Origin of the sequence: Terrabacter sp. Soil811, assembly GCF_001429655.1 — a bacterium.
GTDB lineage: Bacteria > Actinomycetota > Actinomycetes > Actinomycetales > Dermatophilaceae > Terrabacter.
Map to the genome: position 1 here is coordinate 904,942 of NZ_LMSX01000008.1, position 13,785 is coordinate 918,726.

At 71.5% G+C, this 13,785-nt stretch carries 13 protein-coding genes; 8 read left to right on the plus strand and 5 right to left on the minus strand.

What is annotated here, in order from left to right:
* Nucleotides 1-19 precede the first annotated feature (19 nt).
* Nucleotides 20-1,861 carry a hypothetical protein gene (locus ASH01_RS14585; RefSeq protein WP_056777052.1) on the plus strand — a complete coding sequence of 614 codons (1,842 nt, stop codon included), beginning with the start codon at nt 20-22 and terminating at the stop codon, nt 1,859-1,861.
* Between the two features lie 99 nt (nt 1,862-1,960).
* The gene (locus ASH01_RS14590) at nt 1,961-2,419 is read left to right on the plus strand and encodes an Lrp/AsnC family transcriptional regulator (protein WP_056777054.1); all 459 of its coding nucleotides are present in this window, start codon (nt 1,961-1,963) and stop codon (nt 2,417-2,419) included.
* Nucleotides 2,420-2,470: 51 nt separating this feature from the next.
* On the opposite strand, the gene ASH01_RS14595 is transcribed toward ASH01_RS14590, so the two are convergent.
* The 5 genes from ASH01_RS14595 to ASH01_RS14615 form a co-directional block, all read right to left on the minus strand.
* A complete protein-coding gene (locus tag ASH01_RS14595) occupies nt 2,471-3,772 on the minus strand; it encodes a multidrug effflux MFS transporter (protein ID WP_056777059.1) in 1,302 nt (433 codons plus the stop codon).
* A complete protein-coding gene (ybaK, locus tag ASH01_RS14600; protein ID WP_056777062.1) occupies nt 3,769-4,266 on the minus strand; it encodes a Cys-tRNA(Pro) deacylase in 498 nt (165 codons plus the stop codon). Before ybaK ends, ASH01_RS14595 begins: the two co-directional genes overlap by 4 nt.
* Complete coding sequence (locus tag ASH01_RS14605; RefSeq protein WP_056777064.1) at nt 4,266-4,886, minus strand: TetR/AcrR family transcriptional regulator; 621 nt, start codon at nt 4,884-4,886, stop codon at nt 4,266-4,268. The genes ybaK and ASH01_RS14605 overlap by 1 nt, the downstream gene beginning before the upstream one ends.
* Nucleotides 4,883-5,617, minus strand: coding sequence for a VOC family protein (locus tag ASH01_RS14610; protein WP_056777067.1), 735 nt, complete (start codon nt 5,615-5,617; stop codon nt 4,883-4,885). The genes ASH01_RS14605 and ASH01_RS14610 overlap by 4 nt, the downstream gene beginning before the upstream one ends.
* 166 nt (nt 5,618-5,783) lie before the next feature.
* Nucleotides 5,784-7,229, minus strand: coding sequence for a KamA family radical SAM protein (locus ASH01_RS14615; protein WP_056777069.1), 1,446 nt, complete (start codon nt 7,227-7,229; stop codon nt 5,784-5,786).
* A gap of 136 nt (nt 7,230-7,365) precedes the next feature.
* Between ASH01_RS14615 and ASH01_RS14620 the strand changes: the two genes are divergently transcribed.
* Genes ASH01_RS14620 through ASH01_RS14645 form a run of 6 tightly spaced genes read left to right on the plus strand, consistent with a single transcriptional unit; the run spans nt 7,366 to nt 13,767 of the window.
* Nucleotides 7,366-8,493 carry an L-erythro-3,5-diaminohexanoate dehydrogenase gene (locus ASH01_RS14620; protein WP_235509617.1) on the plus strand — a complete coding sequence of 376 codons (1,128 nt, stop codon included), beginning with the start codon at nt 7,366-7,368 and terminating at the stop codon, nt 8,491-8,493.
* Nucleotides 8,490-10,103 (plus strand): lysine 5,6-aminomutase subunit alpha, encoded by a 1,614-nt coding sequence (locus ASH01_RS14625; protein ID WP_056777072.1) that lies wholly within the window; start codon nt 8,490-8,492, stop codon nt 10,101-10,103. Before ASH01_RS14620 ends, ASH01_RS14625 begins: the two co-directional genes overlap by 4 nt.
* Entirely contained in the window at nt 10,100-10,897 is a 798-nt protein-coding gene (locus ASH01_RS14630; protein WP_056777786.1) for an OAM dimerization domain-containing protein, read from the plus strand. The genes ASH01_RS14625 and ASH01_RS14630 overlap by 4 nt, the downstream gene beginning before the upstream one ends.
* The gene (locus tag ASH01_RS14635; RefSeq protein ID WP_235508649.1) at nt 10,894-11,370 is read left to right on the plus strand and encodes a hotdog domain-containing protein; all 477 of its coding nucleotides are present in this window, start codon (nt 10,894-10,896) and stop codon (nt 11,368-11,370) included. The genes ASH01_RS14630 and ASH01_RS14635 overlap by 4 nt, the downstream gene beginning before the upstream one ends.
* 38 nt (nt 11,371-11,408) lie before the next feature.
* Entirely contained in the window at nt 11,409-12,995 is a 1,587-nt protein-coding gene (gene lnt / locus ASH01_RS14640) for an apolipoprotein N-acyltransferase (protein ID WP_235509618.1), read from the plus strand.
* On the plus strand, nt 12,976-13,767 hold the full coding sequence (locus tag ASH01_RS14645) for a polyprenol monophosphomannose synthase (RefSeq protein ID WP_056777078.1): 792 nt from the start codon (nt 12,976-12,978) through the stop codon (nt 13,765-13,767). The genes lnt and ASH01_RS14645 overlap by 20 nt, the downstream gene beginning before the upstream one ends.
* Nucleotides 13,768-13,785: the final 18 nt, after the last annotated feature.

Consider the following 13,785-nt stretch of genomic DNA (forward strand, 5'->3'; position numbering starts at 1 on the left):
TCGTGGAGAGTCGACGACGATGACGTCTCGCAGTGCTGGCCCCCTGTCCACACCCACCCGCGGAGGCTGGGCGCGTCGCGCCTCGGCCGTCCTCGTCGCGATCGCCGCGGCGGTCGCCCTCGTGGGTCCCGGCAGCGCGTCGGCGGCACCACCACCGCCACCCGGGCCGGACCTGGGCCCGAACGTGCGCATCTACGACCCGAGCATGTCGGTGGCCGACATCCGCGCGAGCGTCGACGCCGTCTACGCCCGGCAGGTCGACAACGAGATGGGCGCCTCGCGCTACACGCTGCTCTTCAAGCCCGGCACCTACGGCACGGCCGCCGACCCGCTCATCGTGCGCGTCGGCTACTACACCGAGGTCGCGGGACTCGGCGCCCTGCCCACCGACGTCGTCATCAACGGCCACGTCGACGTCTACAACCGCTGCCTGGCGCCCGACAACTGCATCGCCCTCGACAACTTCTGGCGATCGCTGTCCAACCTGACGATCAACGTCGTGGGCCTCACGGACTGCCGGTCCTCGGGCAACTTCTGGGCCGCCTCGCAGGCGTCGCCCATGCGCCGGGTCAACATCGTCGGCGGCAACCTGACACTCATGGACTACTGCACGGCGGGACCGCAGTTCGCCAGCGGCGGGTTCATCGCCGACTCACGCACCGGCTTCGTCGTCAACGGCTCGCAGCAGCAGTACCTCGTGCGCAACAGCCAGATCGGTGGCTGGTCCAACGGCGTCTGGAACCAGGTCTTCTCCGGGGTCCAGGGTGCGCCGGCGACGTCGTACCCCAGCCCGCCCTACACGACGCTCGACGCGACTCCGGTCAGCCGCGAGCGTCCCTTCCTCTACGTCGACGACGCGGGCACGTGGCAGGTGCGGGTCCCCTCGGCCACGGCTGACTCGTCCGGGGTGTCGTGGGCGAACGGCCAGACCCCGGGGCGCTCGGTCCCGCTCTCCGACTTCTACGTCGCCCGCCCCTCCGACTCGGTGACGACGATCAACAGCCAGCTGGCCCGGGGCAAGCACCTCCTGCTGACGCCCGGTGTCTACGACGTCGACCGCAGCATCACGGTGCGCCGCGCCGACACCGTCGTCATCGCCATGGGACTCGCCAGCCTCACGGCCCGCGGGGGAGCGGTGCCGCTCGTCATCGGTGACGTGCCCGGTGTCGTCGTGGCCGGCCTCATGGTCGACGCCGGCCCGGTGAACTCGCCGGCGCTCGTCCGGGTCGGCACCGGGCGCGCGGCGACCCGGTCGGACGCCGGCAACCCCACGACCCTGCTCGACGTCTTCCTCCGCGTCGGTGGCCCCTTCGCGGGGCGCGCCACCGTGGGCCTCGAGGTCAACAGCGACCACGCCCTGCTCGACGACATCTGGGCCTGGCGCGCCGACCACGGCCAGGGCGTCGGGTGGACCGTCAACCCTGCGGAGAACGGCGTCGTCGTCAACGGCGACGACGTCACCGCCACAGGCCTCTTCTCCGAGCACTTCCGGGCCTACAACACCGTGTGGAACGGCGAGCGCGGCCGCACGGTGTTCTACCAGAACGAGCTGCCCTACGACGCGCCGAACCAGGCGGCGTGGCAGCACGACGGTGTCCTCGGGTGGGCCGGCTACAAGGTCGCCGACAAGGTGCGCACCCACGAGCTGTGGGGCGGCGGCAGCTACATCTTCACGAACGTCGACCCGACGATCCACGCGACGCGGGGCTTCGAGGTGCCCGTCACCCCGGGTGTGCGCCTGCACTCCCTGCTCACCGTCCAGCTGGGAGCGGGGACGCTCGACCACGTCGTCAACGACACCGGCGCGCCGGTCAGCTCGGCCTCCGTCGGGGTGCCGAGCACCGTCACGTCGTTCCCCTGAGCCTCCCTCGTCTCGCCGGTTCGCCCGCCCGTCCCGGGTGGGCGTACCGGCATGAGGAATGGACCACCCTCCGGGTAACCCCTGGTCTACCCTTCGGCCATGGAAGATCTCGACCGTCGCCTCGTCGGCCTGCTGCTCGCGGACGGACGGATGAGCTACACGGACCTCGGCAAGGCCACTGGCCTGTCGACGTCCGCGGTGCACCAGCGCGTCCGGCGGCTCGAGGAGCGTGGCGTCGTGACGGGCTACACGGCTCAGGTGTCGCCGGAGTCGCTCGGACTGCCGCTCACGGCGTTGATCTCGGTCACGCCCTTCGACCCGAGCGCGCCTGACGACGTGCCCGAGCGGCTGCGGCACATCACCGAGATCGAGGACTGCCACTCGGTCGCCGGCATCGAGAGCTACATCCTCAAGGTGCGGGTCGCCACGCCGGGCAACCTCGAGGACCTCCTCGCGCGCATCCGCTCGGCGGCCAACGTCGCGACGCGCACCACCGTCGTGCTGTCGACGCCCTGGGAGGCCCGCAGCGCGTCGGCCATGCCGCGCGAGACCCCCTGACGACTGCCTCGACGAGCGCCGGCCCTCGCCCGACGAGTCGGCCGGGACCCCTCAGAGCTGCTCGATCGGCTCGGGAGCGGGTGACGGCACCACGACGTCGACCGGTGCGTGGGCAGCGCCGGCTCGGGCACGCATACGCCGTCGGTGCCAGGCCCAGAGCAGGAGCGCGGAGAGCGTCATCGACCCCGCCACGACGGCGAGGGTCGTCAGCGAGCCGCTCACGAGCGGTGAGACCGCCCCGGCCACGAGCGCGTTGACGCACGTGCTGAGGAAGGACTGGAACGAGGAGACGGCGCCACGCTCCCGCGGCCGCAGGTCGAGCAGCGCGATCGTGAGGATGGGGAAGACGAGGGACACGCCGAGCGAGGCGGCGGCCACGGGAACGACGGTCCACGGCAGCGTGGGCACGTCGACGAGCGCCTGGTAGGCGACCGCGAACACGCCGCCGGCGAGGGCAACGAGGAAGCCGGCGAGGACGAAGGCCCCCTGTCGCACGCGACCGGCCAGGCGCCCCGTGAGGAACGAGCCGATCATCATGGTGACGACGAGCGGGACGAAGAGCACGCCGAAGTCGCGCTCGCCGAGCCCCAGGTGGTCGACGACGATCGCGGGCGCCGAGGAGATGTAGAGGAAGAGGGCGCCGAAGTTGAGGGCGATGGCGGCGCTGAGGCGCAGCACCGCGCCGTCGCCCGCGGCGGACGTGAACGACGTGAGCAACGGCCGCGGCCGGAACGGGACCCGCTCAGCGGCCGGGTGCGTCTCGGGCAGCGAGGTCAGCGTCAGCACGACGAGGAGCACTCCGTAGGCCGCGAGCACCCAGAAGATCGTGCGCCACGACCCCCAGCCGAGGATGGCGCCGCCGACGATCGGCGCGAGCGCCGGCGCGATGGCGAAGATCATCGAGATGTGGCTCATGAACCGCTGGGCGTGCGCGCCGTCGAAGAGGTCGCGCACCACCGTGCGCCCGACGATCATCCCGGCGCCGGCGACGAGGCCCTGGGCGCCGCGGGCGCCCAGCAGGAGCGGCATGCTCGGTGCCAGCGCGCACAGGGCGCTGGTGACGGCATACAGCGCGCAGCCCGCGAGGATGACGGGACGACGACCGAGGGCATCGGACAGTGACCCGTGGAAAAGACTCGCGACCGCGAAGGCGACGAGGTAGACGCTGACGGTCTGCTGCATCGCGACCTTGTCGACGCCGAGGTCGTGGGTCATCACCTCGAACGCCGGGAAGATCGCGTCGATCGTGAACGGCCCGACCATCGTCAGCGCCGCGAGGACGAGGACGAGCTGCAGCTGCGGCACGCGCGCTCGCGCCGGCGCGTCGCGGGACGCCTCGTGGGTCAGCGTCATGCGCGACCGATCCGGGCACGACGGGCTCGGGTGACCGACGCGAGGTCCTCGGGCGCCAGGCCGATGTCGAAGCCGCGTCGGCCGCCGGAGACGTAGACCGTCCCGAAGCCGTATGCCGTCTCGTCGAGGACCGTGGGCAGCGCGCGCCTCTGCCCGACGGGGGAGATGCCGCCGACGACGTAGCCGGTGCTGCGCTCGGCCGCTGCGGGATCGGCCATCGTCACGCTCTTGACACCGATGGCCGCGGCCACGGCCTTGAGGTCGAGCTGGCCGTCCACCGGCACGATGCCCACCGCCAGCGTCGCGCCGGTGTCGACGAGCAGGGTCTTGAAGACGCGAGAGGGCTCGACGCCGAGCGCGGCCGCCGCCTCGAGGCCGTAGCTCGCTGCCGCGGGGTCGTGCTCGTAGGGGTGGCGGGTGTACGGGACGCCCGCGCGGTCGAGGGCGACGGTGGCCGGGGTCGAGGGACCGTCGGCTGCGCGCTGCTTGGCCATCAGGCGTCGCCGACGGACGCGAGCCCGTCCCAGATCGTCGTGACGACGAGGTCGGTGGCCTCGTCGGCCGTCGTGCCCGGGTGGGTGCTGCGCCAGACCGCGAGGCGCTCGCACCCGCCGATGAGGATCTCGGCCATGACGGTGACCCGGCGCGACTCGAGGGCCTCGAACGCCGGCAGTGTCCGCAGGCCCTCGGCGAACGCCTTGGCGGTCTGCTGGCGGATGCGTTCGACGGACGCCGAGGCCTCGCCGATGAGGGCTCCCTCGGTGCGCAGCAGCGCGAACGCCTGGTCGTGCTCGTCGATGAAGGAGAAGAACGCGTGCACGACGCCGCGCACCCGGTCGCGGGCCGGTGCGGCCGGCTGGGCCACCCACGAGTCGATGAGGGCAGCGAGCAGCTGCCCACGGGCCCGCTCGATCGTCGCCGCCAGCAGACCCTCCTTCGACCCGAAGTAGTCGTAGATGAGGGGCTTGGTGACGCCGACGAGCTCGGCGATCTCGTCCATCGTGGCGGCCTGGATGCCGCGGGCCGAGAAGACCTGCTCGGCCACCGCCAGCATCTGCGCCTCCCGCTCGGCGCGAGGCATGCGGACGCGGGTGCCGGGGGAGCGGGAAGTCACCGGCGCAGTCTACGGGTGCCCTCGCGGGGCTCCATGACACAGAACTCGTTGCCGTCGGGGTCGGCGAGGGGGACCCCGCAGGCGTCCCCGTGGCCGGCGTCGAGCCGCGTGGCCCCGAGCGAGAGGAGGCGCTCGACCTCGGCGTCGAGGTCGTCGCGTGTCGTCGGGGTCACGTGGAGGTGCATGACGTTGCGCCCCGACCTCGGACGCACGGGCGGGCCTCCCCAGGCGATCTTCGCGCCGCCGCGGGGCGACTGGATGGCCGTCTCCCCGTCGTGGTCCCAGACGAGCGGCCAGTCCAGGGCCAGGCTCCAGAAGAGGCCGACCTCGCGGGTCCCGTCGCAGGCGAGCTCCCCGAGGAACGCGGTGTCGGCGAGGAAGGTGTTGCCCGCCTCGATGACGCAGAGCTCGTTGCCCTCCGGGTCCGCGAGCACGATGTGCCCCTCCTCCGGTGTCTGGCCGACGTCGAGGTGTCGGGCCCCGAGCCGCAGGGCCCGGTCGACCGTCGACTGCTGCTGCTCGGGCGTGGTGCTGGTCAGGTGCAGGTGGATCTGGTTGGGCCCGGTCCTGCGCTCACGCCCCAGCAGGAACCGGATCGCGAACGCGGGTTCCTCACCCGCGAGCACGACGTCGTGGGCATCGGTCTCCCGGCCCACTAGCCCTGCCCAGAAGGCCGCGAGGCGCACCGGGTCGTCCGCGTCGATGCAGAGCTCGATGAGGTTGCTGGTCATCGGGCGCTCGTCTCCGCTCGGTCGATGCACGTGGACGGGAGCCACGCTAGGTGGCGATGGGTCAGGCTGACAACGCAGTTCTACGTCCGGACCCGGGCCCGGGACGACGTGTGGCCCGGGACCGCGACGGTCCCGAGCCACACGGCATACGTGCTCGTGCGCGGTGTCAGACGAGCAGCTGCGACTCTGCGGCGGCGCGGCTCGTCGCAGCCTGTTCGGTCGCCTCGGCGAGAACCGACTCGTGGTCGACCGACTGGTGCCACCACTGCTGGCCGGCCTCGGGCAGCGTGTAGATCGGGTCGTAGTAGACGTACTCGCGCGACATCGCCTCGGTGTCGTCGCCCTCGATCGACGTGCGGTAGTTCTTGCGCCAGTAGGAGATGCCGCGCTCGGTGTCGTACTCCTCGACCTGGTGCACCCAGCGCTTGCCGACGAAGGGCACGTCACAGACGATGCGCGGGGTCGAGAAGCCGGGGAGGTAGCCCATCATCGAGTGCTGGAGGTGCTGGGCCTCGGCGAGCGAGAGCCGCCAGTGCTCGGCGAAGGGGATCATGTCGCACATGTAGAAGTAGTACGGCGTGATCTGGGCGCCGTCGGCGAGGCCGAAGCACAGGTCGAGCAGCTGCTCGGTCGTGTCGTTGACGCCGCGCATCAGCACACCCTGGTTGCGCACGTCGCGGACGCCGGCGTCGAGCATGGCCTTCGAGGCGCGGGCGACGGACGGGGTCAGCGACTGGGCGTTGTTGACGTGCGTGTGGATCGCGAGCGAGACGCCGCGCGAGCGGGCCTTGGCCGAGACGCGGGCCACGCCCTCGACGACGTCCTCGGCGAACCAGTGCTGCGGCAGACCCATGAGGGCCTTCGTCGCGAGTCGGATGTCGCGGATGTTCTCGATGTCGAGGAGCTGGTCGATGAACGCCTCGAGGTTCTTCCACGGCATGTTGGCGACGTCGCCACCGGAGACGACGACGTCACGCACGACGGGCGACGTGCGGAGGTAGTCGAGCATCGCGGCGTAGCGGTCGACCGGCTTGAGGTCGAACTTCAGCTTGGCGACCTGTGGTGTCGAGTTGCCGACGAGGTCCATGCGGGTGCAGTGGCCGCAGTACTGCGGGCACGTGGGCAGCAGCTCGGCGAGCACCTTGGTGGGGTAGCGGTGCGTCAGCCCCTCGGCGACCCACATGTCGTGCTCGTGCAGCGAGTCGCGCGACGCGTGCGGGTGCGACGGCCAGTCGGTGCGGCGGTCGGAGAAGACCGGCAGCATGTAGTTGCGGATCGGGTCGGCGTAGAAGGCCTCGGTGAAGTCGTGGCCGGCCGACGGCATCGGCGAGTCCGTCGACGGGACCATCGTGTTGAGCATCTGCGGCGGGACGAGCATCGACATCGTCGCCCGCTCGCTCTGGTCCTTGGCGAGGTCGTCGTAGAAGCGGTCGTCGAGCAGGTCACCCATGAGGGCTCGCAACTGCTTGATGTTCCTGACACAGTTGACCCGCTGCCACTGTGCGCTGTCCCAGTCGGCCTGGGTGATGCTCGCCCAGCCCGGGAAACGCGTCCAGTCGGGCTCGACGAGCTCTCGTCGGCGGTACGCGTAGGGCTGCTCAACCTTGCTCATGCCGAGAACAGTAACGTCAGGGGCCGTCTCGCTCAAACACGTCCGGCTCACGAAATTGTGAAGATACCGCCGACGTACCCCTATGCTGACGCAAGATCTTCGGTTTCCGTCCGTACATACAGAAGGATTTGTGAACGTGTCAGACCCGACGTCGGCCACCCCGGATCGCACGGACGCCGCCCGCGTGTCGTCGCCCGTCGGCCTGCACCGTGTGCTCGAGCCCACCGGCGACGCCATCACCCTCCCGCAGGCGGCCCGCCGACTCGACGCCAGCCCGCAGCTGTGGCCCGACGAGGTCCGCATCGCGGTCGAGACGCTCAACCTCGATGCGGCGTCCTACCGGCAGCTCGCCGAGAAGCACGGCACCGACGGCACCGTCGACGGGGGAGCCGTGCGCGCCGAGGTCCTCGACATCGTCGCGACGCGCGGCAAGATGCAGAACCCCGTGACCGGCTCGGGCGGGATGCTCATCGGCACGGTCGAGGAGGTCGGACCGGACAGCACGCTCGGTCTCGCGGTCGGCGACCGCGTCGCCACCCTCGTGTCGCTGTCCCTGACCCCGCTCGCCATCACCGACGGCCTGGCCCGCTGGGACGGCCTCTCCGAGCAGGTGCCTGCCGAAGGCCACGCGATCCTCTTCGGCCGCAGCATCGCTGCCACCCTGCCCACCGACCTCGACCCGCACCTGGCGCTCATGGTCATGGACGTGTGCGGCGCGCCGGCGCTCGTCGAGCGCGTCGTGGGGGAGTATGCCGCCCGCGGCGTCGCGCCGACGGTGGCCGTCCTCGGCGGGGCCGGCAAGTCCGGCTCGCTGTCGCTGGCGGCCGCTCGCGCCGCCGGCGCCGCCCGGACCATCGGCGTCGTCCCGGTCGAGCGCGAGCGCACGGTTCTCGAGGGGAGCGGCCTCGCCGACGCCGTCGTCCTCGCCGACGCGCGGTCGCCTCTCGGCCTGGCGGCAGCCGTCGAGTCCGCCGGGGGACCGGCCGACGTCACCGTGGTCTGCGTCGACGTGCCCGGCTGCGAGCAGCCCGCGATCCTCGCGACCGCGCAGGGCGGCACCATCATCTTCTTCAGCATGGCCACGAACTTCGCCGCGGCCGCCCTCGGGGCCGAGGGCCTCGCCGCCGACGTGCGGATGCTCGTCGGCAACGGCTATGTCCCCGGCCACGCCGAGACGGCGCTGCGCCTCCTCCGGGACGTCCCGGCCGTGCGGGCGCTCTTCGAGGGCCGCCTCGCCACCGAGAAGGCAGGATCTGACGCATGACCCGCCCCAACGCCATGCTCGAGCTCGACCCGGCCGTCGTGCGTCGGGCCCGCTCGCTCGCCCGCAAGGCCGCCGCTCCCGTCGTGAAGATCGCGCGCAGCCACACCACGGTGTCGGTGGAGCGCGCGACCCTGCGCCTGGCCGGTCTGGCCGGCGCGGACCACGAGCGCGTGCCGTGGGTCAACCACCTCGTGACGGCGGTCCGCGACGAGGTCGGCCTCGAGCACGGCGTCACGACGCCGGTCTACGACGCCCTGCTCCGCGGCGAGGCGCCCGACCTGACCACGCTCGCCCAGAAGGCGGCGAGCGGCAACGTCTCCTTCCGCCTGCCTTCCGGGCGCGAGGCCACGGCGGCCCGCCGTGCCGCCGCGAAGGGGGTCGGTGCAGGTCTGCGCACCATCGACCGCTCGCGCGCCACGCGCGAACGTCTCATCACGCGTCACGGCGACCCGAAGACCAAGCCGTGGATCTACCTCATCGTCGCGACCGGCGACATCTACGAGGACATCCCGCAGGCCCAGGCGGCCGCGCGTGAGGGCGCCGACATCATCGCCGTCATCCGCTCCACGGGTCAGTCGCTGCTCGACTACGTGCCCGAGGGTGCTACGCGCGAAGGTTTCGCCGGGACGTACGCGACGCAGGAGAACTTCCGCCTCATGCGTGCTGCGCTCGACGACGTGAGCAAGGAGCTCGGTCGCTACGTCCGGCTGACGAACTACGCCTCGGGCCTGTGCATGCCCGAGATCGCGGCCCTCGCCGGCATGGAACGTCTCGACATGATGCTCAACGACTCGATGTACGGCATCCTCTTCCGCGACATCAACCCGATCCGCACCTTCGTCGACCAGCGCTTCTCGCGTCAGGTCCACGCCCGTGCCGGGATCATCATCAACACCGGTGAGGACAACTACCTCACGACCGCCGACGCGGTCGAGGCCGCCCACACGGTCACGGTGAGCCAGCTGCTCAACGAGCGCTTCGCCAAGGAGGCCGGCCTCGAGGACTGGCAGCTGGGCCTGGGCCACGCCTTCGAGATCAACCCCGAGATCCCCGACAGCTTCCGGATGGAGCTCGCCCACGCGATGCTCGCCCGACAGCTCTTCCCCGACGCACCGCTGAAGTGGATGCCGCCGACGAAGCACATGACGGGCGACGTCTTCCGCGGCTACCTGCTCGACGGTTTCTTCAACCTCGTCGGCGCCATGACCGGTCAGGGCATCCTGCTCGTCGGCATGATGACCGAGGCCGTCGTGACGCCGTTCCTCTCCGACCGCGACCTCGCGCTGCAGAACGTCCGCTACGTCATGAACGCCGCGAGCGGACTGACCGAGGACTTCCACCCGCCGCGCGACGGCTACATCCAGACCCGCGCGCGCCAGGTGCTCTCCGAGGCCGTCGACCTGCTCGACCGCATCGTCAGCGACACCGACGCCGCCGGCGACGCGCCGCTCCTCGCGGCCATCGCCGACGGCACCTTCGGACTCATGAAGCGACCGGCGACGGGGGGCAAGGGGCTCGACGGGGTCAGCGAGCGCGCCGACGACTACGACAACCCGGCGACCACCGCCCTCGACGCGTGGACCCCGCCGGCGAAGGAGACCGGCCGATGAGCGCCGCGAAGCAGCAGTCCGAGCAGGCAGCCGCGTCCGCGGCCGCGCAGGGAAACATCATCCGGCCCTACGGCGACACGACCGGCGACGGCATGGTGCAGATGTCGTTCACCCTGCCGCTGCCGCACGACAAGAAGGCCGAGGGCGCCGCGCTCCAGCTCGCCCGGAAGATGGGCCTCGACCCGGCCCTGCTCGTGCACGCGAAGGCGATGGGTCCCGACTTCACCTTCTTCGTCGTCTACGGCAGCTCGACGCACCTCGTCAACCTCGACGACGTCCACGTCGTCGAGCGCGAGTACCCCCTGCTGTCCGCCAAGGACGCCAACCTGACGATCAAGAAGCAGCTGCGCCGCAAGCTCGTCGTCGTCGGTGCCTGCATCGGCACCGACGCCCACACCGTCGGCATCGACGCGATCCTCAACATCAAGGGCTTCGCGGGCGAGAAGGGCCTCGAGTACTACCGCGAGATCAAGGTCGTCAACCTCGGCGCCCAGGTGCTCGTGCCCGAGCTCGTCGCCCGGGCCCGCGCCGAGAAGGCCGACGCCGTCCTCGTCAGCCAGGTCGTCACCCAGAAGGACGCCCACATCCACAACACCACCCAGATGTCCGCGGCCTTCCGCGAGGCCTACCCGGCCGGGCAGGTGCCGATCCTCATCGCCGGCGGCCCGCGCTTCGAGGACGGCTCCGAGAAGGCCCTGGGCGTCGACCGGATCTTCGGCCGGGGCACGACCCCGGGCGAGGTCGCCAGCTACCTGGTCCACGAGATCAGCCTCCGGAAGGGGAAGAAGCCATGAGCGAGACCACCACCGACCCCACGGCGCCCGAGCCCCTCTCGGCCACCGCGCCCACGACGCCGGCCACGGCGACGACCACGCCGGCCACGCTGACCAAGGCCAAGGTCGGGCTGCGCATCACGCACCGCCGTTACGTGCCCTACGGTCACGCCCACTACGCCGGCAACCTCGTCGACGGCGCCTACTCGATGGCCGCCTTCGGCGACGTGGCCACCGAGATGTGCATCGTCACCGACGGTGACGAGGGCCTCTTCGCCTCCTACAGCGACGTCCAGTTCCGTTCGCGGATCACGGCCGGCGACGTCATCGAGATCTCGGCCGAGATCGTCCGCGTCGGCACCCGCTCCCGGGAGATGGACTTCGAGGTGCGCGTCGTCGGGCGCGGCAACCAGGAGCGCGGGGAGTCGGCGGCCGAGATGCTCGACCCGCCGATCGTCGCCACGACCGCTCGTGGCGTCGTCGTCGTGCCCTGAGCGCTGACGTCCCGGCCGCACGGCATACGGTGAACCCCGTGCGGCGTCTCCTCGTGTCCCTGCTCGGCGGCGGACTGCTCTGCCTCGCGTTCCCGACCTTCGACGTCTGGGTGACCGCACCGGTGGCCCTCGCGTTGTGGGCGTGGGCCTGGGCCGGCTCCGGGGGCCGTCGAGGCTTCCTGCTCGGTCTCGCCGGAGGGCTCGTCTTCTTCGTGCCGACGCTCAGCTGGTCGGGCATCTACGTCGGCGCGCTGCCGTGGCTCGCCCTCGCGACGCTGCAGGCCCTCTTCGTCGGCGTGGCGGGCGGGCTCTACGGCTGGCTGAGCCGCCAGGGGAGCGTCCGCCCGTTGGCGTTCGCGCTCGGGTGGGTCGTGGCCGAGGGCTTCCGGGCCCGCGCCCCCTACGGTGGCTTTCCCTGGCTCAAGCTGGCCTTCGGACAGGCCGACTCGCCGTTCGGCCGGCTCGTGGCACTCGGGGGCGCGCCGTTCGTCGGTTTCGTCATCGCGCTCAGCGGTGGCCTCCTCGCGCTCGCCGCCCAGCACGCGCTGTCAGCCGCTGCCGAGCGCCGGGGGAGCGGCGCCACCACCACGCCGCGATCGCGTATGCCGTCCCGTCGCCTCGTGCTGCCCGCCGTGGGAGCGCTCGCGCTCGGCCTCGTGGGGCTGGCGGTCCCGTTACCGACCGACGGCCCGACCGCCCAGTTCCTCGGCGTCCAGGGCAACGTGGCGCGGCCCGGTCTCGACTTCAACGCCGAGCGCCGCCAGGTCCTCGACAACCACGTCGCGGCGACGCTCAAGGCCCAGGACGACGTCGACGCCGGGCGCGCCCCGGCCCCGGACCTCGTCGTCTGGCCCGAGAACGCCTCGGACATCGACCCGCTGCGCAACGCCGACGCCAAGGACCTCATCCTGGAGACCGTCGACGCGCTGAAGCGACCCCTCATCGTCGGGGGCCTGCTCGAGGAGCCCGTCGGGTTCGTCTCCAACGTGGCCCTGCTCTTCGAGCCCGGCAAGGGCAACACGGACCGCTACGTCAAGCGCCACCCGGTGCCGTTCGCCGAGTACATCCCGAACCGGTCCTTCTGGCGGAACTTCAGCGCGGAGGTCGACCTCGTCACGCGCGACTTCGTCCAGGGCCCCGCGCCCGGCGTCTTCCACGTCACGACGGCCTCGGGCCGGCAGATCCGGGCCGGCCTCGCCATCTGCTTCGAGGTGGCCTACGACGACATCATGCGCGACGCCGTGCAGACCGGCGCCAACGTCCTCGTGGTCCAGACGAACAACGCGACCTTCGGCTACACCGCCGAGTCGCCCCAGCAGCTCGCCATCAGCCGACTGCGAGCCATGGAGTTCGGCCGCTCCGTCGTGCACGTGTCGACGGTCGGCCAGAGCGCCCTGATCACGCCCGACGGAACCGCCCACCAGGTGACGTCGTTGTTCACACAGGCGGTGGTCAGAGGAGCACTACCCTTGCGGGACGCCACGACGCTGGCGACCCGGGTGGGGGAGGCCCCCGAGTGGGTCGCCGCCGCCGCACTGCTGACGATGCTCGCCCTGGGTCTTCGCAGCGGCCGCCCGGCAGCGCCGGAGACAACGAAGGAAGAGGATGACGACGACGCAGCGTGAGCCGGTGACCCGAGTGGCCGTGCTCATCCCGACGTACAACGAGCGGGACAACCTGCCCGGCATCGTCGCGCGGGTGCGCGCGAACGTGCCCGCCGCCGACGTCTTCGTGCTCGACGACGGATCTCCCGACGGCACCGGACAGGTCGCCGACGACCTCGCGTCCGCGGACCCGCAGGTCCACGTCGTGCACCGCGCCGCCAAGGAGGGCCTCGGCAAGGCCTACCTCGCCGGCTTCGCCATCGTCCTCGAGCGCGGCTACGACGCCGCCGTCGAGATGGACGCCGACGGCTCGCACCTCCCCGAGCAGCTGCCGTCGCTGCTGGCCGCGCTCGGCGAGGCAGACCTCGTCATCGGTGCCCGCTGGGTCAAGGGCGGCGAGGTGCGCAACTGGCCGGCTCGCCGCAAGGTGCTCTCGGTCGGTGCGAACCTCTACACCAAGGTGCTGCTCGGGATGGCGGTCAACGACGCGACGGCGGGCTACCGCGTCTACCGCGCGAGTGCGCTGCGGGCCATGGGGCTTCAGGGCGTCGAGTCGCAGGGCTACTGCTTCCAGATCGACCTGACGCTGCGTGCCGTGCGCGCCGGGCTCACCGTCGTCGAGGTGCCGATCACGTTCGTCGAGCGCGAGGTCGGCGTGTCGAAGATGGGCCAGGACATCGTGCGCGAGGCGCTGACCAGCGTCACGAGGTGGGGCATCGAGCACCGCGTGGGCCAGCTGCGCTCCGTCGCCGGTCGGGTGCGTGGGCGCGAGCCGGTCGGGGACCGGTCGTGAGCGGCCCCACCGGCCCCA